Source organism: Ignavibacterium sp. (assembly GCF_025998815.1).
GTDB lineage: Bacteria > Bacteroidota > Ignavibacteria > Ignavibacteriales > Ignavibacteriaceae > Ignavibacterium.
Map to the genome: position 1 here is coordinate 750,802 of NZ_AP026678.1, position 23,373 is coordinate 774,174.

Sequence of the window (23,373 nt, forward strand, 5' to 3'; positions counted from 1 at the left end):
CTGTTCAAAAATAGTTTAATTCAGTTTCATTTAGTTTTTAACTTTATGAACGGCAAAATAATTACACTAATGGCATTATTAACCTTCATAACGAAATAAAAATGATAATGGTTCTATTAGGAGGATTTATTTTGAATCTTCGCTCTTAAGGAATTTATCTTTTATCTTCAAAAGGTAAGACATTGCAGCTTCATAATTATTTTCAATCACACCATCAAGTATAGCATCTTCAATTGCTTTTTTAATTTCTCCAACTTTTTTTGATGGCTTTAGATTGCAAATTCTCATTATCTCATCACCACTAACCGGAGATTGAAATGCACGCAACTTATCTTTTTCCTGAACTTCCAATACTTTTTTCATTACTGCATCATAGTTAGCAAGATACATTTCGACCTTCTGCGGATTTTTACTCGTTATGTCTGCACGACACAATGTGATTAAATCTTGCAAGTCTTCACCTGCCTGCACAATTAGTCTTCTGATTGCTGAATCAGTAACCTCCTCTTTTGCAAGAGCAATTGGTCTGAGATGAAGTCTGACAAGCTTTTCCACATACTCAAGTTTATTCATAGGTAACTTCATACGATGAAAAATATTTTTCATCATTCTTGCACCAAGTTCTTCGTGTCCGTGAAATGTCCAACCAATTCCTTCAACAAATTTTTTTGTTTGGGGTTTTGCAATATCGTGAACCAAAGCAGCAAATCTTAGCCATACATTTTCTGTCGCTTTTGAAATGTTATCCACAACAATTAATGTATGAAGAAAAACATCTTTATGATGATAATCCTGTCTCTGATCTACTCCGGCAAGATTATGAATTTCAGGAAAGATTATTTCCAAAACTTCAGCATCATATAAAAGTTTTAATCCGATTGAAGGTTTTGGCGAAGAAAGAATTTTAAGAAATTCATCTGTAATTCGCTCCTGAGAAACAATTCGTAATCGTTCTTTCATCTGTCTTGCAGCATTCATAATTGAATCATCAACATTAAATTCGAGCTGTGAAGCGAAACGAAATGCTCTCATAATTCTTAAAGGATCATCATCGAAGGTATGAAAAGGATCAAGCGGAGTTCGGATTAATTTACTTTGAAGGTCCTCATAACCATTGAACAAATCAATTAGCTCACCGAAATTATTTTTATTTAGTGAGATTGCCATCGCATTGATGGTAAAATCCCTGCGTTTGATGTCATCTTCAAATGTTCCATCTTCAACAATGGGTTTTCTGGAGTTTCGGTTATAAGATTCTTTTCTTGCACCAACAAATTCAACATCAAAATTTTCATATCTGAAATGAGCTGTGCCAAAATTTTTGAATTTGGATACTTTCTTAATCCCTAACTGCTTTGCTACATTTTCTGCAAACTCAAGACTATTTCCAATCACAAGAAAATCAAGATCACTTCTTTCCCTTTTCAGGATTAAATCTCTTACTACACCACCAACCATAAAAACTTCTGTTTTGCTCTCATCTGCAAATGATGAAATGATTTTGATGATCGGAATTTTATTTATCTCTTCACTAAAGTTCATTCGTTTTTATAAAGCTGAAATTGTAGATTTTCAAAGTTTTTTATGAACCAATTACATTTTTCAAATTGTTCTTTGATTGCAATATAATAAATAGAATCTAATGATTTTCTATTTGCAAGTGACGCAAGTTTTCTGGCATTAACCAAATCGCCTTTCTTCAATAAGTATTTTGAAAATCTGAATAATACATAAGCATCTTCAATGCTTTCAGGAATCAGTGGTGAATGAAAGGATTCCAATAATACATTTGTTGGGATATTTATTTTCTCTGCCAGACTTATTATAGGAAGTATTGAAGAAATCACATTTTTTTCTTTGTTCAATTCCAATAAAATCTGGAATTTAATAGAGTCAGAAGATATCAAATATTTTTTAAGTACTTCATTTTTTTGTAATTCTATTCTAAGGTCTGCGAGTAACTTTAATTGAATATGAGGATAACTTTCAGAAATGAATTTATAATTGGATTCGGCAATCGAGTCATTAGAAAGTAAAGTTTGAACATCACCTTCAAGCAATGTCATCAAGTAATAATATGGAGTTTTCTCAAATTCATTTATGTGTTTGCTGATTAAAACTTTTGCCTCATCAAATTTTTTCTGTTCGATATAAATATTCACTAATCCGATTAATGCTGAATAGCTTGAAGTTTTATTTAAAATTTTTGTAAACAGATTTTCTGCTTCGGAGTACTTTTTATTTAGTATCAATTTTTCCGCTTCTTTCAAATCCGAGGCGATTTGTCTTGGACATACTCTTTGAAAGATTGATTGCCTTCCGAAATAATATTCAATCTGATTTTTAGATAGAAGAATTTTTTGTGATTTAAGAAATTCAATGTATTCATCAGATAATTCATCTAAAGATTTACCAAATGCTTTATTAGTATTTCCCGAATGATAGAATAATGAGAAAGATTCTATATCATATTTTTCAATAAGATATTTTGAGAATGAACCAGCATATAAATATGATAAACCGGAAAATGATTTGAAGAAATTTAAACCACTGAATAAATCCGGAATGAAAATTATAAATCCATAATGATAAGCGGCTGAAGCAAGTAAATGTAAATCAATATCATCATACGCGTTATCAATTGCTTCAGCAAAACCTTCAATCAAAGCAGGATTAAATGAGTCTGCCAATTTGAAAATTCCGGCTCCAATTTCAGCGGAAAAAATATGAACTAATTCGTGATTTAATGTGCTTTCCCACGAATCTCTGCTTAGATAAATTTCATTGAGCCAAGGTTTTGCAACATCAGCTTGTTCTGATCCGAAAAAGTTTTTCTTTTGCATTCTGTCATTGAAAAGAAAAGATACAATTTTTTCTTCCGGACAAAAACCTAATTCTCTTTTCAGCTTTTCAAAATAATACTCGTGATTTAAGATTATAATTTTTATTTCCGAGGAATCTATAATTTCCTCATCATAATTAAGAACAAAATTTTCTGATTCAATTCTGCTGTTTAATATTGATTTCAATTTATCATGGCTGGTTGCAAAACCAAATTCAGATGAGAAGAAAATGAATAAGATTGCAATGATGATAAATGAAAGTATTGTTAATAATTTATTCTTTATGAAATTTTTTCTGAGGAATAAAAAGAAAGTTCCAAAATAAACTAAATTCAATCCACGATAAATTAGTAGAGTTGAATTAACTGATAAGTCCTCGTCGTAAATCGTACCGGGGAAAAATCCAATTATTGGTGAATAGAAATAAATTTGTGGATTAAAGTAAATCTCGGCTATAGGAATTAAAGCAAGAATTACAAATGCAATAATGAAAAATATTTTATGATATTTTAAGAATGATCGGAAAATTATTTCACTAAGAAAAAAGCTGAGAATATATGAAACGACTGAAAGAGTCAGATAAAATGAAATTCCAAACCAGAATGAACAAATGTCTTTTGTAAGTGAAACGAGAAGTGTTATTAATATAGGAACAAGAACTACAGACAAAGAAAATTTCAAGTAAACTGAAAAGGAAATTTTCTGTTTTAATCTCCAGAAATTTAATAGTCCTCCTAAAAGGAAAAACAAAATTGCGAACAATACAGCAAACTCGTATCCAAATGACGAAGTAAGTGGTAGTTGAAAGAGGATAAAAGAAAAAATTGCAATAAATGTTAGTGATAATCCGAAGATTATTTTTGAATGGAAGAAATTAGTATTCACTACCCTCAACTCTTTCAATATCAGCGCCTAAAGTTTTTAGCTTCTCTTCAATTTTCTGATAACCTCTATCAATATGATAAACGCGCAAAACTTCTGTTGTTCCTTCAGCAGCTAATCCTGCCAGAACCAGTGAAGCACTCGCTCGCAAATCAGTAGACATTACCTTTGCTCCAGTTAGTTTCTTTACTCCAACAACTCTTGCAGTATTTTCATTCACAACTATATCAGCTCCAAGTCTGATTAATTCAGGAACATGATTAAATCTATCTGTATAAATTGTATCAGTAACATTTGATGTTCCATTTGCAAGAGACATATAGGCAATCCATTGTGCCTGCATATCAGTTGGAAAGCCGGGAAAGACTGCAGTTGTTACATCAACAGGTGTTATCTCAATATTTTCTGCATTTATTTCGATAAATTCTTTATTATATAACAATTTACAACCACTGTCCTCAAGTTTAGATAAGATTGAATGCAAGTGGTGAGTAACTCCACCAATAACTTTAATATGACTTTTGGTTATTGCACCGGCAATTAAAAGTGTTCCCGCTTCAATTCTGTCCGGTATAGTTTCAATATCAGCTGGTTTTAATTCATCAACACCTTCAACTTCAATTATCGATGTACCAATACCATTAATTTTTGCTCCCATTTTAATAAGATAGTTGCAAAGGTTGGTAATCTCAGGTTCACAGGCAGCATTGTTAATAATAGTGTGACCTTTTGCTAACACAGCTGCCATTAAAGTATTTCCGGTAGCACCAACTGATGGTATATCGAAGTTAATGTAATTACCTTTTAATCGGTCTGATTTTGCAATTATATAACCTTGATCAAGCTGAATTTCTGCACCAAGTTTTTCCATTGCCATTAAATGTAAATTCACAGGTCGGGGACCCCAGGCACATCCGCCAGGCATAGAAACTTTAGCATATCCATAATGTGCAAGCAATGGTCCCAGAACATAAATCGAAGCTCTCATCTTTTTTACATGTTCATAAGGAGCTTCATAGCTTGTTATATTTGTTGTATCTAACTCAAGTAAATGATTTGTAAATGAATATTTAACTCCCATCTGAGATAATAACTTTAACATTGTATAAACATCATTTAATTCAGGAGTGTTGTAGAATCTGTTCACACCGTTAGTTAGTAATGCGGCAGGCATAAGAGCTAAAGATGCATTTTTTGCACCGCTTACTGTTACGGTTCCTTTGAGTTTTTTTCCGCCGTGAATAATAAATTTATCCAATTCAACTCCTATTAAATTTTATTCTTTAAAATTAGTCCATTATTTCCTATTAAGAAGATCAAACCATTATTTAGAACCAAAACCTTATTTAATGAACTTTTAATATTCAGGGAAACTTTTAGCCAATCTTCTCCGGAATTTTCTGAGATAAATAGTTCGCCATCTGATGTAACGATGTATCCGGTTTTTTGATTCACAAAAATAATATCATTAATTGTTGCAACAGTATTGATTTTAACTTTAGTCCAACTTTCACCACTGTCTGTAGTTTTGAAAAGATTACCGTCTGCTCCACCAACAAATCCAAGAAATTGATTAATGAAGAAAAGTTTCTTCAGATAGCTTTGACTTAGTTTACTTTCACTGAAACTTAGTCCATCATTGGTAGTTTTGTAAACGCTTCCATTCCAGCCACAGATTATAAACGATGAATTGCCTAATTCAATAATGTCATATAAAGTGCTTTTGTCAGGAGAATTAATTTTTTGAAAATTCAGTTTAGATTTATCTGATTTAAGTATTATACCATCACTTCCACAAATATAAATTTTATCTTTTATGAAGGATGATAAAAGATTTTCATCAGTAAGTTTAATTGATTGTAATATCTTCCCCTTTTCATTCAATAAAAATATTTTTCCATCAGAAGCAGTTAATAATACCTTTCCAGATATATTTACTGAGGAATGTATATCAACCTTTTCATTGAAGTTTATTTTATCAAAGCTTTGACCATTGTTCTTTGATATTAGTAAACTTCCATTTGTTCCACCGACAAATAAACTTGAACCGATGAAAGCAATTGTATTAAGGTTTGCTGGAATATTGGTTTTTACAACTTGCCACGGAGCAGAAAAATAATGTTCGTTACTTAAATAATTTACTTCGCTCTCATTCTCTGACGATGAGTTTATCTTTTCTTTAATTATAAATTTTTCAACAAGTACATAGGATAACCCAATTATCAAAACAGTAAGTAAAACAATAAAAGCTACTATGAAGTTTGCCGAACGGGTCTTTTTCTGAGATATTGAAGTAGTTTGAGATTGATTGACTGAAGGTCTACTGACCAATAATGGCAAATTAAATATCAATTGTTCTATTGAACTTCTGAATTCATAAGCATTTAGGAAATTTTTCTTATTTGATTTATTCAAGGCACTAAGGATCAAGTCATCAACTTCGTTTGGTATTTCGGGAAAAGTTTCAGAAAGTTTTCCTGGAATCATTTTCAGATGTGCTTCATAAATTTCATAGTCAGATTTGAAAGTAAATGGAGGTGAACCAGAAAGCATCTCATATAATGTAATTCCAAGAGAATAAATATCCGTTTGTGGCGATGGTTCTAATCCTTTTATTTGTTCTGGACTCATATAATGGATTGTTCCGATATTGAAGCCAACACGAGTAATTCTTTGATTTTCATTAAGTGATTTTGAAATTCCAAAATCCATGATTTTTGCAATACCATTACGATCAATAATAATATTTGAGGGTTTCAAATCTCTATGAACAAATCCCATTGAATGTGCGTAATCTATTGCAAGTAAAACGTGCTGAAGAACTCTTAGTGAATAAATTAAATCAAGTCTTCCATATGTTGTTATTAATTGACTTATAGTCGAACCGTCAACATATTCCATTACAAAGCCGGTTGCTTCTCTTGTTTCGATAAAACCATAAACTGTAACAATGTTCGGATGGTTAAGTTTTGCCTGATTTTTTGCTTCAATTCGGAATCGCTCAACAAAGATTGGATCCTTTAAAAGTTTTGGGTTGATTATCTTAATTGCAACATATCTTTCCAACTGAAGGTCATAAGCTTTATAAACACTTCCCATTCCACCTTCGCCCAGAAGAGAAATGATTTGATAATTAAGAATTCTCTTTCCAACCATTATTTACTTTTTCGATTAAGATAAAGGAATAATCATCGGCTGCACCACGACTACGAACAAGAGAGATGATTGTATTCTGAATTGAATCAAAATCTTTCTCGGAAAGAATTTGCTGAAGCTCTGTTTCATTTATAAGAGAAGAAACGCCATCTGAGCAAAGGAAGAAACGGTGATTTTCAAGGTTACTCAAACGCATTTTGCTTAAGTCAGGTTCGGGATTTTCTTTTCCAAGTGCTTTTAATATTATATTACTGCTTGGATGATTATTCGCCTGCTTTAAAGTTAAAAAACCTTCTTCAATCAATTTCTGAATAAGAGTGTGATCTTTTGTTAATAATCTAAGAGTATTTCCTTTTAAGTAATAAATTCTTGAATCACCAAGATGACCCCAATAAGCAAAGTTATCTTTAAGATACAACATATCCAGAGTTGTGGTCATCTGATTTTTATCTTTTTTCTGCTGAGAATATTTTATAAGAAAATCATTTGCATCAACAATAGTTTCTTTGATTCTTTCAAGGTAGTCACTTTGATTGGAAGCATCGAATAAATTTTTGACTGCTGAAACTGTTATTCTTGAGGCAACTTCGGGATCATAATCAGCACCTACTCCATCGCAAAGTATGCAAAGTAAACCATCATCAACAAATACTGTTTCAATAGCATCTTCATTTGTGGTTTTATTTGCGCCCTTGGCAGTGAATTTTGAAATCAAATACTTTTCCATTAGGGATTTTGTATAATTCGCACTATTATTTTAATGTTCAAAAATAAGTATTTATCGAGAGATTATTGTGTTGTACTGTGCTTTATGACCAAAGCTTTATTTGATAAACAAACACCTCAAATTTATATTTACCACTCAAAAAAATTCAAACTTTGCGAGAATGGCGGAATTTGGTAGACGCGCTAGACTTAGGATCTAGTACCGCAAGGTGTCGGGGTTCGAGTCCCCGTTCTCGCACCAAATTTTAATTATTAAAAGGAAAATCGAGAGGATAATTTGGAATACAATGTAAATGTATTAAATGCTTCTGTAAAAGAAGTCGAGATTAAGCTTTCATACGATGAAATTAAAGAGAGCATTGAAAATGAAGTAAAGAAACAAACCAAAAACCTTCAGGTTCCCGGCTTCAGGAAAGGAAAAGTACCACGAAATATTTTGAAGAAAATGTTTGGTGATGCACTTGAATACGAAGCGGCAGATAAAGTTGCTACTGAATTTTTCTGGAAAGTTGCTGATGAAAAAGACCTGAGACCAATAGGCAAACCTGCAATGACAAGTCTTGACTTTGAGCCGGAAAAACATCTTACATTCAAAGTGAAGTATGAAACTTTGCCGGAAATTATTGTTCAGAATTATAAAGATATTGAAATCGAAGTACCTGATTTCGTTGTCACAGATGAAGAAGTTCAAAAAGAAATTGAGTTCATCCTGAAAGCAAATCAAACTCTGATTGATGCAGATGAAGTTGGTGACGATAGAAACTATCATATCGAGGTTGAAATAAATCGTACTGATGAGCAAGGTAATATCTTACCTGATACTAAACCAGAAAAGCTAACAATTGATCTTACAAATGAACAGATTCATCCGCAGATTATAGAGAATTCCAGAGGCAAAAAAGTCGGAGAGTCATTCACTTTTCAGTTTGCTGATCAGAGAAAACAAACTAATAGCGAAGGCGTTGAAGAAGATGTAACTGATAACTATTACTACACTGCTAAAATACTTTCAATTAAAAAAGTGCAGTTACCAGAATTGAATGAAGAATTAGTGAAGAAAGTTACCAAAGATCGTCTCTCTGATGTCGAAGCTTTCAAAGACGAGATTAAAAAAGATATTCAAAAGTATTATGATCAAAGAGTTGAAGAAATAACCAGAACTAAATTGCTCTCTGAGATTATCAAGAATAATGATTTTACTCCTCCTCAAACTCTTGTGAATAATGTTCTTGAGGAATATCTGAAGAGCGAAGAAAACTATGCTAAGCAGAACAAAATTTCATTTAATAAAGAAGAAGCAAGAAACCGTTTAAGAAAAAGTGCAGAGAATGAAGTCAAATGGTATTTGATAAAAGAACAAATTCAGAAAGTTGAAAATATTTCTGTGACTGAAGATGAACTTAAAGAGTTCGCTCAAAAAGAAGCTGAGCAAACCGGATTATCAGTTGATAAGTTGATGAATTATTACAAAGCTTCTAATCAGGTTGAAAGAATTATTGACGAAAAACTTTTCGACTTTCTTAAATCAAACAACAAAATAAAAAGAGTTGATCCTAAAACCTTATATCCACAGAAAGAGGAAATAAATGAGCAGTAAAATCGAAATCTTTAATCAACTTGTTCCTTATGTAATTGAACAAACCGGACGCGGCGAACGTGGAATGGATATCTATTCACGTCTGTTGCGCGAAAGAATTGTTTTCATCGGAACTCCAATTGATGATCATATTGCAAGTTTAACAATAGCTCAACTAATTTTTCTTGAAGCTGAAGATCCCGAAAAAGATATTCATATCTACATAAATTCTCCTGGCGGTAGTGTGACTGCCGGACTCGCAATTTATGATACGATGAGATTTATTAAACCTGATGTTTCAACTATTTGTGTCGGAATGGCTGCAAGTATGGCTGCTGTTCTTTTAGCAGGTGGAACTAAAGGAAAAAGATTTGCGCTTCCACATTCAAAAATTTTAATTCATCAACCGTGGACTCAAGGAATTGGTGGTCAGGTAACTGATGTTGAAATTCACGCAAAAGAAATGCTTAAAACAAGAGAAACTCTGTACAATATTCTTGCTGAGCATACTGGAAAACCATACGAACAAATTGCAAAAGATTGCGAAAGAGATTATTTCTTAACAGCTCAGGAAGCTAAAGAGTATAATTTGATTGATGATATTATCGAAAAAAGAAGTCCGAAAAAATAAAATTGATTAAAAACTTTTAAGCGTTAGACGATTATATAATCGTGTAACGCTTTTTTATTATGAATCTATCAAAAAGAAAATCTCCCTTCGTTTGTGTCAGAATACTGTTTCTGTTTGCTTCTTTTATTTTAATTTTTTCAAGTAACCTTTATTCACAGAAGAATGATATTGAGACTTTCAAAAAGTTATCATCATATCTTCAAACTTACATTGACTATAAACGAATTCCCTCAATCTCTGCAGGAGTTTACAGAAAGGATAAAATTTATTGGCTCGATGCAAAAGGACTAATTGACCTTGAAAATTTTGTTCCAGCAAAAAACAGTTCTCTTTATAGAATTGCTTCAATTACAAAATCAATAACAGCTGTTGCTGTAATGCAGCTTTATGAAAAAGGATTGATTGATCTTGATGCAGAAATAAATACTTATGTTCCCTACTTTCCAAAGAAAAAATGGAAGCTAACAGTAAGGCATATTTTAACTCATACAGGTGGTATTCGTTCATATAAAAGTGAAGAAGAATTTAACAGTAAAATGTTTTATTCAACGACTCGTGATGCTGTTCTTACTTTCGCTAATGATGATTTATTATTCGAACCCGGAACAAAATATAATTATACTTCACTCGGTTATTCTCTGTTAGCTGCTTTGATTGAAAATGTTTCAAAAACTGCTTTCGAGAATTATCTGCGAAGAAACATTTTCGAACCTGCCGGAATGAAATCAACAAGAGTTGATAGGCAAAGGAGCATTATTTATGAAAGAGTCAGAGGGTATGAAAAATCTCCGGACAGAAGATTTATTAACGCACCACTTGCAGATTTGAGTTTGAAAGTTGCCGGTGGAGGATTGATTTCCACATCTGAAGATTTACTTCTTTTTGTCAAAGCATTATTTGATGGGACTTTGATTTCGAATTCAACACTTGAAATGATGATCAAACCAACATTTCTTAAAACCGGTCAGAGAATAAATTATGGTTTTGGATTTTCATTATCTGATCCATCTGATTCATTAAAATGGTTTGGACACGAAGGCAGAGGAACAGGATTTTCCTCGGGTTTAATGATATTGCCAGAAGAGAAGTTGGCTGCTGTTTATCTTATAAATATCCGTGATCGAAATTTGGGCAATCCTGCAAGAGATTTAATTCAAATAATAAAAGGAAAAGAAATACGAATCACTAAAACCCTGGCAGATCATCTTTTTGACAAATATAATTCTTTCGGAATTGATAGTCTGCTTTTTGAATTCAACAGACTTTATGATATACAGGATCCTGAATTTAATCTAAGCATTGACGAATGTGTTTATGTCGGGACAGCACTTACCGAAATAAACAGAATTTCTGATGCAGTCAGATATCTTCGTGTCCTTAACCGAAGAAATCCAAATAACTTTTCAATTCTAAAAGCGCTTGGCGATACTTACAATAAAGATAAGAATGATGGTCTGGCAATCAGATATTATCGCGAAGCACTCGCCCTCAAGCCCGACGATTCATATGTAAAAAATATGATTGACAAGCTCACCAAAAAATAATACTTTGCCACAGGAAAACAGTTAAGATTTTTCCATTCATAAATTCATTTGAACTTTCAATAATACTTTTTGTTTTAATAATTATGATTGGCTATAGATTCACTAAATACATACCATCAAAGCAGAAATCAAAAACTGCATTTGAAAATCTTTTGAAGATTTTTCTCGATCTTTTACTTATTACTTCAGGAAATGTTGCTGAAGCTTTAGATTGGATGAATGATATAGACAGACAATACAAAATTACAAACGATGATTATGGAATGGGTGACTTCATTGAGGATTTAAAGAAACAAGGTTACATCAAAGAAGATGAAAACGGGATTCAACTTATACCAACTTCAAAGACCGATCGAACAATACGGAAAAAATCTCTTGAGGAAATTTTCAGTAAAATAAAAAAATCTATGAAAGGAAATCACCAAACTTTCAGTCCCGGTATTGGTGATGAACCAACTTCGGAAAGAAGAGAATATCTTTTCGGTGATATGATTGAACAGATTGATATTACAGGTTCAATCAGAAATGCACAGATAAACCATGGTATTGATGAATTCAAATTAACAGAAAATGATCTGGAAGTTGAGGAAAGAGATTTCAAAGCGCTTACTTCAACAGTACTAATGATAGATATTTCTCATTCAATGATTTTATATGGCGAAGACAGAATTACTCCTGCAAAAAAAGTTGCAATTGCTTTGGCAGAATTGATTTCCACTAAATATCCCAAAGATACCTTGGATGTAATTGTATTTGGTAACGATGCCTGGCAAATCGATATAAAAGACATTCCTTATCTTCAGGTTGGACCTTATCATACAAACACTGTTGCAGCAATTCAGTTAGCTACAGACATTCTGAGAAGAAAGAAAACCAACAACAAACAGATTTTCATGATTACGGATGGCAAACCAACTTGTTTGAAAGAAGGCGTTAAATATTACAAAAACAGTTTTGGACTTGATAGAAAAATTTTGAATAAAACTTTAGATCAGGCAGCGATATGCAGGAGACTTGGAATAACAATCACGACTTATATGATAGCTCGCGATCCTTATCTTCAGGAATTTGTTCGAGAATTTACCAGGATAAATAACGGAAGAGCTTTTTACAGTTCGCTTAATAATTTAGGTGATTTCATTTTTGAAGATTACATCAGAAACAGAAGAAAGAAAGTCAGATAGCAGTATGAACATTAGTAAAATCAAAACCATCGGAGATTTAAAGAAAAGCGGTTACAAAACTTTATCTGTAAAAGAAGAACTCAGAAAAAACATGATTGAATTCCTTCGTCAAGGAAAAAATCCTTTTGAAGGAATAATTGGATATGATGATACAGTCATTCCTGAACTTCAAACTGCAATTCTTTCAAGACATAATATAATTTTGCTTGGATTAAGAGGACAAGCTAAAACCAGAGTTGCAAGATTATTTACCAATCTTCTTGATGAATATATTCCCGTTGTTGAAGGTTCTGAAATAAATGATGATCCTTTTAATCCTCTTTCAAAGTACGCAAAAGATTTGATAAAAGAATTTGGTGATGATACTAAAATTTCCTGGCTTCATCGTTCGGAAAGATATACGGAAAAGCTTGCAACTCCTGATGTTACTGTTGCAGATTTGATTGGTGATGTTGATCCAATTAAAGCAGCTGCATTAAAACTTCCCTACTCAGATGAAAGAGTAATTCACTTTGGACTAATTCCAAGATCTCATCGTGGAATTTTTGTAATAAACGAATTACCGGATCTGCAAGCAAGAATTCAAGTTGCACTTTTTAATATTCTTCAGGAAAATGATATTCAGATAAGAGGATTCAAAATCAGATTACCACTTGATATTCAATTTATCTTTACTGCAAATCCTGAAGATTATACAAATCGTGGCTCAATTGTAACGCCATTAAAAGACAGAATTGATAGCCAGATTCTCACGCATTATCCGAAATCAACTTTGGTTTCACAAATGATTACTGAACAGGAAGCTCAGCTCACTAATGAGCAGAGAGAAAAAATCATCGTGCCTGAGTTATTGAAGCAAATAATCGAGCAAATTGCTTTTGAAGCTCGTGAAAGTGAATATGTTGATGAGAAAAGTGGAGTGTCTGCAAGATTGACAATTTCTGCATTTGAAAATCTTGTTAGCTTTGCTGAGCGAAGAAGAATTTTGAATAATGAAAATCAAACAACAGCGAGGATTAGTGACTTGGTTGGGGTAATTCCGGCAATCACCGGTAAGATTGAACTAGTTTACGAAGGTGAACAAGAAGGTCCTGCTAAAGTTGCACAGATTCTCATCGGTAAAGCTATTCGCTCTGCGTTTGAACAGTACTTCCCAAACCCTGAACAGATAAAGAAAAAGCAGGCAAACAATCCATACTCTCAAATCATAAGCTGGTTTGGTAAGGGTAACAGTGTTGATTTATTAACTTCGATGTCAGATAAAGAATATTCAAAGACATTGCGCTCAATACCGGGTTTACAAAAAGTTGTTGACGAATTTCAACCCGATGCAGATGAACGACTTACTTTGTTATTTATGGAATTTGTTATTTATGGTTTATCTGAATTTTCTATGCTGAGTAAATTCAAATTAGAAAATGGCATTCAGTTCAAGGATATGTTGAGTTCAATGTTTAATATGAAACCTGAAGATGATTTTGATATTGATGAGGATTCTGATTTCTTCAAATAATATTTTTATCTTTGCCGAAGAAATTTTCCGGTTAAATTTTGAATTCTCGCAAAAAGAAAATAATCATTATCGGACCAACTTATCCTTATCGTGGTGGTAATTCTTTATATGTTTCATTTGTTTATGAAACACTTTCCAAAGAGTTCGAAGTAAAAATTTTTAATTACAAACTTTTATATCCTTCATTCTTATTCCCTGGTAAAACACAGTTCGATACAAGTGGTGAAATAAAAAAAATTCCTTCGGAAAGAATTGTAAATTCATTAAATCCATTCAATTGGATTAGTATTGCTTCAAGAATTAATTCTGAAAAACCTGATTTAATAATATTCGATTGGTGGCATCCTTATTTTGCTTTATGTCATTTCTTTATAAGTTCATTCATAAATAAAAAACTTAAGAAAAGAATTCTCTTTATAACTGAAAATTATATTTCTCACGAAGGACATTTTATTGATAGATGGCTTACCAGAATTGGACTTCATCATGCAAAATATTTCATTGCGCTTTCTCAAAAAGTTGAGGATGAATTAAAACAAAATTTCAAGAACAAAAAGATTTATCGTTCCGAACTTCCGATATATGATCATTTATCGGGTAATGCAGAAGATATAAACTCATTGAAACGGAAATTTTCCATATCAGAAGATGAAAAAGTTTTATTGTTCTTTGGATATATCAGAAAATATAAAGGACTCGATATTTTATTAGAAGCATTAAATATTCTTAAATCTGAATCTCAAAAAATTAAATTGATTGTAGCTGGTGAATTTTACGATGATAAAGAATTTTATTCTGAATTAATAAAAAAGTACGATTTGGAAAAACGAGTAATTATGCAAAATGAATACATACCAAACGAAAAGGTTAAGGAATATTTTCTTGTTTCCGATGTGGTCGTTCTTCCCTATCGAAATGCAACACAAAGTGGGATATTAAATTTAGCTTATGGATTCAGAAAACCGGTTATTGTTACCAAAGTCGGTGGTTTAGCAGAATTTGTTATTGACCAATTTACAGGTTTAGTAGTTGATGAAGCTAAAGCAGATTCACTTGCAAATACAATTAAAAAATTTTTTGAAATTGAAAACAAAATTGATTTTAGAAAAAACATTGCTGAATTTGTTAAGTCAAATAGGTTCAACAACTTAAATGAAATCATCAACAAAGTTTTAGAGGATAACAATGATTCTTAAGACTGATTGTATTCATTTTCCTGGTGACAGACCTTGCTTTGCAAATAAGCAATTTGGAAAGACTTGTAATGATTGTGAGTATTATAAAAAAGTTGGTGAAAATATTTTAATAATAAAGTTTGATGCGATAGGTGATGTTTTAAGAACCACATCAATTCTTCCGGCAATAAAAAGAGAATTTCCTGAAAGCCGTGTTAGCTGGCTAACGAAATCAAATGCAACAGATATTTTTATTGGCAACGGTTTAGTTGATGAGGTTTTAGCAGTCGAAAATAATTTTACTCTTCCAAAACTATTATCACAAAACTTTGATTTGATTTTACATCCTGATGCTAATCCTGTTAGTTCTGCCTACGCTAAAATTATTCCTGCAAAAGAAAAAAGAGGATTTACTTTAGATGATAAAGGTAAAGTTCAGGTATGCAACGAAGAAGCGATTGAATGGTTTGAAATGGGTGCTTTTGATCAGTTGAAAAAAGCAAATAAAAAAACTTATCAGGAAATAATTCACTCTCTGCTGAAACTAAAATATCGCAAAGATGAAATCATCTTAAATCTGACTGAAGAAGAGATAAATTTTCGAGAGAATTTTTTTAATGAGAACAAACTTGACCGATTCAAATTTATCGTTGGCTTAAATACAGGCGGCAGTCGTCGTTGGAAATATAAAAAGTGGAGAATTGAAGGATTCAAAGAAGTAATCAAAGCTTTAAGTGAAAATACTGAAATTGGAATTCTGCTTTTCGGTGGTGAAATTGAAATCGAACTTGTTAATACCCTTAAATCATTTTCAGATCGCGTTATTGACACAGGTACAAACAATTCTTTACGACAGTTTTTTTCATTAATAGAGTTAGTTGATGTTCTTGTAACCGGTGATACATTAGCTTTACACGCAGCAACTGCATTAAACAAAAGAGTAATTTGTTTATTTGGTCCGACATCAAGTAATGAAATTGAGGATTATGGAAGAATAATAAAAATTACTCCTGATATGGATTGTTTGGTTTGCTATAAACAGGATTGTGATTTTGTTCCGAACTGTATGGATAAGATTACATCTGATATGATTTTAGAAAAAATAAATTCACTCATCAAGTTTTAGTTTAGCTGATTCACTTTTCATTTCTTCTCTTTCTTCTCTTGCCTGAGCTTCAGCTAACCAATCTCTGACAGAATTCTTTAGCAGCAGACAATAAAAGAAGAAAATAATAAATGGTATAAGCAAAAAGTATTTACTGAAAATAGATTCTCTGATTATAAAATAAATTATAACCGATGGAATAACAATAAAAACCAATAGTGATAATATCCAACCGAATTTCTTTTCCTTAATTAAAACATAAACAATAAACGGAATCGCCATTTTTGCTGCTGCAATAATTAACATAGTTAGAACTGGTAATGAATTATCAACTGATTGAAAAATAAAAAATGAAACTGCAATTAAAACCGGAGGATATGTTACTTCCAAATCCAGGGTTTGTTTCAGCTTTTCGAGAAGTTCAATGTTTTGTATAGCCATTAGATAAGTTTCAAAAATTCTTCAAGAAAATAATAAAAAAAGCCGACTGATTTTCAGTCGGCTTATCAAAAAAATATTTAAGATTATTTATTCAGAATCATTTTCTTAACTGATGAAAATGTTTTACCATCAATTCCGGTTGCATCTAACCTATACATATAAATACCGCTATTTAGATTACTACCGTCGAAAATAATTTTATGATTTCCTGCTGAGTAATTACCATTAACTAAAGTTAATAACTCCTGCCCAAGTATGTTAAATACTTTTAAGGTAACTTTGCTATCAGATGCTAAACTAAAATTGATTGTGGTTGATGGATTGAATGGATTGGGATAGTTCTGTGCTAAGCTAAATTCTTTTGGTCCAAGGATCTCAACTTCAACAACAGAGCTATATTCAGATGTACCGTCAAAATCAACTTGTTTAAGTCGATATGAATATTTCCCTGTTTGGAGTCCTTTATCTTCAAATGAATAGGTTTGAGTCTCAGTGGTTGTACCTTTTCCATTTACAAAACCAATTGCTTTGAAATCACTACCATTGCTTCTTTGAATTTCAAATCCCATATTATTTGTTTCAGTTGCGGTCTTCCACATAAGTTTAACATTGTTTCCTGTAATGCTTGCAACAAAAGAAGTCAGTTCAACCGGTACAACTGAGTTTTCAACATAAACACTATCAAGATATAATCTGAACTGATCAAGTGCATTGTACCTGAAAGCCAGGAAAACATTTTGACCAGCCAGAGAACTTAAATCGACCTGATAAAGTTCAGGGGTTGTAGTTGGAATGATTGTGGTAATGTAACTGTAATCGGTTGGAGGAGTTCCTCCGGTTGTAGAATAATAAATTTGACAAGAATCAGTATAAAAAGTGCTTTGCATTTTAGCCCAGAATTTTAGTGTATCTCCTGCATCAACAAGAAATTGTGGAGTTACCAACCAATCGTCATTTGTAAGAGTTGAACTTTCCCACCTTATTGCAGCAGATGCGGAACCGAAAATTGGAGTGGTTGTATAGCGCAACCATAGTTGAGTTCCTCCATCAACATTATAAACATTCCATCCGCTTGGAGGGAATGTAGCATCTTCAAAACCTTCCGACCATTTGATCACACCATTTGTTCTAACGGGAATATTCTCTGCAACCGACGGGTTTCCAAACTGATCAAGATAGAGTTTTTGTTCCTGAGTTAATTGCTCATCCTGTGCAATTAACAAAGTGCTGCTAAACAATAGAAAAACAGACAAAAATGTTAGAAGTTTATTCATTATTTCTCCTTTTTTATTTGTTGGAATGATTAGTTATTCTGCGGCAATAATAAAAAAAAATTTAATAGTTGTCAATAGTTTATAAAAAAACCGGCATTAGAAGTTTTCCAATGCCGGCTTAATAGTAAGATTTATTTGAATACTATTTATTCAAAATCATCTTCTTTGTTGCTGAGAATGTTTTACCATCAATTCCGGTTGCATCAATTCTGTAAACATAAACTCCACTATTCAATCCACTTGCATCGAAATTAACTTTATGGCTGCCTGATGTATAATTTCCGTTTACTAATGTCATTACTTCTTGTCCCAATACATCAAATATCTTTAATGTTACACGGCTATCAACTGCCAATGTAAAGTCAATCGTTGTTGATGGATTGAATGGATTTGGATAGTTCTGAGCCAAGCTGAATTCTTTTGGTCCAATAACTTCAACATCAATAACAGAGCTATATTCAGATTTACCATCAAAATCAATCTGTCTTAATCTGTATTGATATCTTCCTCTACCAACATTCTGATCTGTGTAGCTATAAGATTTTGGTTCAACTGTAGTTCCGTGTCCGGCAACATAACCAACAACCTGATACTCACCACCGTTGCTTCTCTGAATTTCAAAGCCCTGGTTATTTGTTTCGGTTGCAGTTGACCAATTAAGTGTAACATTATTTCCAGTTACAGATGCAACAAAAGAAGTTAATTCTACTGGAATTGGATTGCTTGCACAAACCTTGAAGTTATCTATTGCCCACCACCAATCCCATCCGGGCTGTACTGAGCGTAATCTTACATAAAATGTTGATTGCAATGCACCCGAAGAACTTACATCTACAATTTCGTGAGTATTTCTCAAATCTACTCCTACCTGTTGCCAAACTATATTCCAATTTGTTCCATCAGTGCTTACTTCAACATAACAAGCATCGTTTGCAGTTAATGCATTAAAGTCCTGATCAAACTCAATTACAACAGTTTGATAAATAGAGAAATCAAAAGGATTAGTGATTGTTGCGGTAGAATTTAAGCTGGAACCGCTTCCGCATTCATCAACATCTGCTGCAAAAACACCACCTGAGGAATTAGGAATCGTGTAGGCATTTGGATATGGAGGGGTATAAATTGTCCAAACACAGGTAGGCGGATTGCCTCCATTGTCAACTATTGTCCAATTGCCCGTACCACTTTCGAAATTGTCAACAAAGCACCAAAGATTGGGGTCCTGTTCTGTTGTAAAAGTCCAGGTTGGACCGCTTACACCACAGGTATCGTTCTTACAAACAACTCGCCAACCGTAAGTGGTATTGTACATTAGTGGACCAGGAATAGCTAAAGAAGTTATTGCAGGACCGTTATAAACCTGTTGTAAATTTCCTTGAGGACCAAACCAAACTTCAACCTGAGTTGTACCTGCACCATTTGTCCAGGTAGCATTACCCGGATTTATGGAAACGTTGGTTGAACCATCTGCAGGATTTGGGTTGCTAGGTGCACCTACAGGACAAGGTGGCCCTGAAGTTCCATAAACAATAAATGGGGCTCCCTGAGGGAAGGTTCCATCAAGCAAGTCTCCCCAGGTTCCGGCTAAATTTTGTAATCCGTTACCAGTATTAGTTTGTCCTGAGATAGTAACTGGAGGTTGCCATGGACCAGAAGTACCTGTTCCGGTAAATCCCCATTGAATCCAATAATTTCCAGGTGCAAGATTTAATCCGCTTGTGTTTACTACTACTTCCTGAATTCTTCTGTTACAATCAGTAGGTGTTGTATTCAATGCTCTGTAAATATTTGTGAATCTCGCAGCTGAAAGTCTGTTTGTAGTTAAATCTCCCCAAATAACTGTACCACCTGCATTTGGCTGTCCATTCCAGATTTGTACATAAATTCCATTTATGGTAACTGTGGTCGCACCGGTTTGGTATGCAAAAAATTTCAACGAATCAATATTCCACGCTGCAGTATTTGTAAAATCATCTGCAATATAATTTCCGCTTGCTTGTTGCGCACCAAAGCCATAAACTGTTAAACCAAGAGTACCATCCAGAATACTGGCATCTCCACCACTACAGCCACCTCCCGGCAATGTTACTAATGGTCCGTTATCAAACAGTACTGCTTCTGAACTTTCAAGTGGAATAGTTTGATATTCCAGTTTCTGTGGTTCAGAATAAGTTCTGTCTCTGTTAACTTCTTTAGAATTGTCCTGAGCAATTACAGGAATGACAGACCAAAGAAGAATTAGAGAAAAAAGAAAGAATAGTTTTTTCTGCATAGATCCTCCTTGATATTTATAGAGTGAAATTAGTTAGTTGGTTGAAATCCGAAAACGAACTTATATAAAAATTAATTACCAGTCAATATTACTCATAAAAAAAGCCGACTGTTTCCAGCCGGCTTTTCGAGAAAATTATCTTTTGAATAGTTACTTATTCAAAATCATCTTCTTTGTTGCTGAGAATGTTTTACCATCAATTCCGGTTGCATCAATCTGATAGAAGTAAACACCACTGTTTAATCCATTTGCATTGAAATCAACTTTATGATTTCCTGCATTGAGATTACCAGAAAATACTGTTACTACTTCCTGTCCAAGAATATCAAATATTCTTAGTGTAACTTTTGATTCGGTTGCCAAATCAAAACTGATTGATGTTGATGGATTAAATGGATTAGGATAATTCTGATGTAATGAGTATTCGGTTACTCCAGTTACATCAACTTCAACTGCAGGTGAATATTCAAATTGACCGTTGAAATCAATCTGCTTTAATCTGTATGTATATTTTCCTGCAGGAACATTCTGATCAACAAATCTGTATGATTGTGGCTGAGCAGTTGTTCCATTGCCTGCTACAAAGTCAACTTTTACGAATTCACCACCATTGCTTCTCTGGATTTCAAAGCCCTGGTTATTTGTTTCTGTTGCGGTTGACCAATTAAGTTCAACACTATTTCCAATTGAAGTTGCAACAAATGAAGTTAATTCAACAGGAATTATATAAGTAACTTCAATATCATCAACATACCAGAAGTCGATATTGAATGAATTACCGTTGTAGAACAATGCCAACTTAAATGGTGAAGATGTTGCAGTAAAGTTAGCAGAAATTTGTTCTGGTCCGACATTTCCTGTTGGGTCAGTTAATTGCCATAATGGTGTATATGTTGCGCCATCATCATAGGTTACTGCAATACCCATTGAACCGCTTGGGTCTGCGTACCAGTCAAGGAAATGTTTCAAAGTGAGTGTTAATTCCTGATTTGTTGGACCAGTGATTGCAACAGACTTAAGATATGAAGCACCATTAAATGAAGGATTCCAGCTGAATCTTAATTCAGGTGCTGACTGACCTGTTGCATTATTTGAACTCTGAGTAGACCAGTTTGTTAAACCAAGTGGACCTACCGGCGTCCAGTTCGAAAGATCGTTGAACGGTTCGCTAAACAAAGTTCCTGGATTAAGTTCTGTTCTGAATGTCCAGACTGGACCCGATACACTGCAAGTATCATTTTTATTTACCACTTTCCAACCATAATTAGTGTTATAATTTAATGGACCTGGAATAGCGATTGAAGTTATTGGGGAGCCATTGTAAACCTGAGAAAGATTTCCAACAGGACCAAACCAAACTTCTACTGCAGTAGTACCAGCACCATTTGTCCAGGTAGCGTTTCCAGGATTGATTGGAACATTTATAGAACCACTTGGAGGATTTGGATTAGAAGGTTGACCAACCGGGCAAGGTGGTCCGCAAGTACCATCTAAAGCCATTCCTGTAATTTCTGAACCAGACCAGGCTACAATTAAGGTTGTATTTCCTGTATTCAAATCAACTGATCTGAATTGTCCCTGGCTAGATGTATTATTATATGCAGCAAGATACATAACTCCGGTTGTAGCATCAAAATCTGCATCCTGCGCAAAATTAGCATCGAATCCTATATTACCAATTACTGTTCCAGCAGCGGTATTAGGATCAATGCTCAAAAGTACATCACTTAAATCAACACCGTAAATTTGTCCTGCACAATTAACAGCAATTGCAATTAAAAGTGCTGAGTTTGTGACAGTGCCGATTAATGATGTGTTACCAGTATTGACATCAATTGTGTAAAGGTAAGAAACTGTTCCAGTTGTTGAGGCAAGATACATTGTGTTACTTGCTTCGTGGTATCCCATACCTGTAACTGTTCCTGTCACATTTACACTGTTACTAATAACACTGAAAGCACCCGTCGACGGATTAACTGAATACAAAGTAAATGGAGCAGCACCGGTTCCATAACCGCAACCATATATTAGTCCACCTGGTCCAAAATCTGCACCAGATAACCAATCTGGTCCGTTTGAAACAGGAGTAAGCGGCGAACCAGCAGGAAATGGAAATTGAACGAAAGCGTTAGCTGGTGTAGATAGAGCATCAGTTCCATAACCATATAATGATTCAGGTAAATTAGCTCCTTCACCATAAGCGGTTTCCCCTTTCAGATTCTGCACATTAGGTGCTAGACCGAAGGAATGTTCAGAACTTTGAGCAAGAACTGATAGAGAAAAGCTAAATATTAAAGCTAATCCCATCAGTAGAGATTGAATAGATTTGGTCATCAGACCCTCCTTGAGATTGTTGAACGATTAGTTAGTTAATTCAAAATGGAAGCAAAAAATTTCTTACTGTAAGAAAATATTGCAGTCCAGGATTTAATTATCTATTTCGTTTAAGCAAGTAGTAATTTTTACAATGGAATTTTATTGATAAATGGAATTAAATACAAGAAATATTTGAATAATTGTAAAAAAAAATTTTGTGCCAGAGTATTACTCAATTATTCAATTTAGAATTTTTCTTTAAAGATTCATTCTTCATCTTCAACTTATACCTGACTAGTGCAGCCGATAAAGAGGAATCCTCCAAACCTAATATCTGAGCAGCTAAAATGCCTGCATTCTTAGCTCCATTAATAGCAACAGTAGCGACTGGCACTCCTACCGGCATCTGAACTATTGATAATAATGAATCCAAACCATCAAGTGATTTTGACTTTATCGGAACACCTATCACCGGGAGAATTGTATTCGATGCAGTCATACCAGGTAAATGCGCTGAGCCACCAGCACCTGCTATAATTACTTTGAGTCCTCTCTTTGCAGCACTCTTTGCATAGCTAAACATCAAGTCCGGAGTTCGATGAGCTGAAACGATTTTAATTTCATAAGGAATATTAAACTCATCAAGAATCTTTGCTGCCTCACTCATTACCGGTAAGTCTGAATCACTGCCCATTATTATTCCAACTAAAGGTTTAGATTTTTTCATTTTATTCC

Annotated in this window: 17 protein-coding genes and 1 tRNA gene; 8 read left to right on the forward strand and 10 right to left on the reverse strand. The window is 33.5% G+C overall.

The window, feature by feature from the left end:
* Positions 1–126: 126 nt before the first annotated feature.
* Genes Q0X14_RS03240 through Q0X14_RS03260 form a run of 5 tightly spaced genes read right to left on the reverse strand, consistent with a single transcriptional unit; the run spans position 127 to position 7,596 of the window.
* Entirely contained in the window at positions 127–1,542 is a 1,416-nt protein-coding gene (locus tag Q0X14_RS03240) for an HD domain-containing protein (RefSeq protein ID WP_297842349.1), read from the reverse strand.
* Complete coding sequence (locus Q0X14_RS03245) at positions 1,539–3,728, reverse strand: tetratricopeptide repeat protein (protein WP_297842352.1); 2,190 nt, start codon at positions 3,726–3,728, stop codon at positions 1,539–1,541. The genes Q0X14_RS03240 and Q0X14_RS03245 overlap by 4 nt, the downstream gene beginning before the upstream one ends.
* The gene (gene murA, locus Q0X14_RS03250; RefSeq protein ID WP_297842355.1) at positions 3,718–4,983 is read right to left on the reverse strand and encodes a UDP-N-acetylglucosamine 1-carboxyvinyltransferase; all 1,266 of its coding nucleotides are present in this window, start codon (positions 4,981–4,983) and stop codon (positions 3,718–3,720) included. The genes Q0X14_RS03245 and murA overlap by 11 nt, the downstream gene beginning before the upstream one ends.
* 11 nt (positions 4,984–4,994) lie before the next feature.
* On the reverse strand, positions 4,995–6,881 hold the full coding sequence (locus Q0X14_RS03255) for a protein kinase (RefSeq protein WP_297842357.1): 1,887 nt from the start codon (positions 6,879–6,881) through the stop codon (positions 4,995–4,997).
* Complete coding sequence (locus Q0X14_RS03260; protein WP_297842360.1) at positions 6,859–7,596, reverse strand: protein phosphatase 2C domain-containing protein; 738 nt, start codon at positions 7,594–7,596, stop codon at positions 6,859–6,861. The genes Q0X14_RS03255 and Q0X14_RS03260 overlap by 23 nt, the downstream gene beginning before the upstream one ends.
* A 166-nt stretch (positions 7,597–7,762) precedes the next feature.
* On the opposite strand from Q0X14_RS03260, the gene Q0X14_RS03265 reads away from it, so the two are divergent.
* From Q0X14_RS03265 to Q0X14_RS03300, 8 genes are all read left to right on the forward strand, one after another.
* Positions 7,763–7,848: transfer RNA gene (locus tag Q0X14_RS03265), tRNA-Leu, on the forward strand.
* 36 nt (positions 7,849–7,884) lie between these two features.
* Positions 7,885–9,204, forward strand: coding sequence for a trigger factor (gene tig, locus Q0X14_RS03270; protein WP_297842362.1), 1,320 nt, complete (start codon positions 7,885–7,887; stop codon positions 9,202–9,204).
* Entirely contained in the window at positions 9,194–9,814 is a 621-nt protein-coding gene (clpP, locus tag Q0X14_RS03275; RefSeq protein WP_014560568.1) for an ATP-dependent Clp endopeptidase proteolytic subunit ClpP, read from the forward strand. The genes tig and clpP overlap by 11 nt, the downstream gene beginning before the upstream one ends.
* 59 nt (positions 9,815–9,873) lie before the next feature.
* Entirely contained in the window at positions 9,874–11,358 is a 1,485-nt protein-coding gene (locus Q0X14_RS03280) for a serine hydrolase (RefSeq protein WP_297842368.1), read from the forward strand.
* An 83-nt stretch (positions 11,359–11,441) separates the two neighbouring features.
* Positions 11,442–12,542 carry a VWA domain-containing protein gene (locus Q0X14_RS03285; RefSeq protein ID WP_297842370.1) on the forward strand — a complete coding sequence of 367 codons (1,101 nt, stop codon included), beginning with the start codon at positions 11,442–11,444 and terminating at the stop codon, positions 12,540–12,542.
* A 4-nt stretch (positions 12,543–12,546) separates the two neighbouring features.
* The gene (locus tag Q0X14_RS03290; protein ID WP_366522795.1) at positions 12,547–14,055 is read left to right on the forward strand and encodes a magnesium chelatase; all 1,509 of its coding nucleotides are present in this window, start codon (positions 12,547–12,549) and stop codon (positions 14,053–14,055) included.
* A gap of 38 nt (positions 14,056–14,093) precedes the next feature.
* Positions 14,094–15,251 carry a glycosyltransferase gene (locus Q0X14_RS03295; protein ID WP_297842376.1) on the forward strand — a complete coding sequence of 386 codons (1,158 nt, stop codon included), beginning with the start codon at positions 14,094–14,096 and terminating at the stop codon, positions 15,249–15,251.
* Positions 15,241–16,356: a glycosyltransferase family 9 protein gene (locus Q0X14_RS03300; RefSeq protein ID WP_297842379.1), complete on the forward strand. Its 1,116-nt coding sequence runs from the start codon at positions 15,241–15,243 to the stop codon at positions 16,354–16,356. The genes Q0X14_RS03295 and Q0X14_RS03300 overlap by 11 nt, the downstream gene beginning before the upstream one ends.
* Here the strand turns inward: Q0X14_RS03300 and Q0X14_RS03305 are convergent.
* The 5 genes from Q0X14_RS03305 to purE all read right to left on the reverse strand — a co-directional run bounded on the left by Q0X14_RS03305 (position 16,339) and on the right by purE (position 23,365).
* Positions 16,339–16,776: a hypothetical protein gene (locus Q0X14_RS03305; RefSeq protein ID WP_297842383.1), complete on the reverse strand. Its 438-nt coding sequence runs from the start codon at positions 16,774–16,776 to the stop codon at positions 16,339–16,341. The two genes, Q0X14_RS03300 and Q0X14_RS03305, sit on opposite strands and share 18 nt — an antisense overlap.
* 83 nt (positions 16,777–16,859) lie before the next feature.
* Positions 16,860–18,050: a choice-of-anchor J domain-containing protein gene (locus Q0X14_RS03310; protein ID WP_297842386.1), complete on the reverse strand. Its 1,191-nt coding sequence runs from the start codon at positions 18,048–18,050 to the stop codon at positions 16,860–16,862.
* A 142-nt stretch (positions 18,051–18,192) separates the two neighbouring features.
* Positions 18,193–20,322: a T9SS type A sorting domain-containing protein gene (locus Q0X14_RS03315; protein WP_297842389.1), complete on the reverse strand. Its 2,130-nt coding sequence runs from the start codon at positions 20,320–20,322 to the stop codon at positions 18,193–18,195.
* A gap of 150 nt (positions 20,323–20,472) precedes the next feature.
* On the reverse strand, positions 20,473–22,656 hold the full coding sequence (locus Q0X14_RS03320) for a T9SS type A sorting domain-containing protein (protein WP_297842392.1): 2,184 nt from the start codon (positions 22,654–22,656) through the stop codon (positions 20,473–20,475).
* Positions 22,657–22,870: 214 nt separating this feature from the next.
* Positions 22,871–23,365, reverse strand: coding sequence for a 5-(carboxyamino)imidazole ribonucleotide mutase (gene purE, locus Q0X14_RS03325; RefSeq protein ID WP_297842395.1), 495 nt, complete (start codon positions 23,363–23,365; stop codon positions 22,871–22,873).
* Positions 23,366–23,373: the final 8 nt, after the last annotated feature.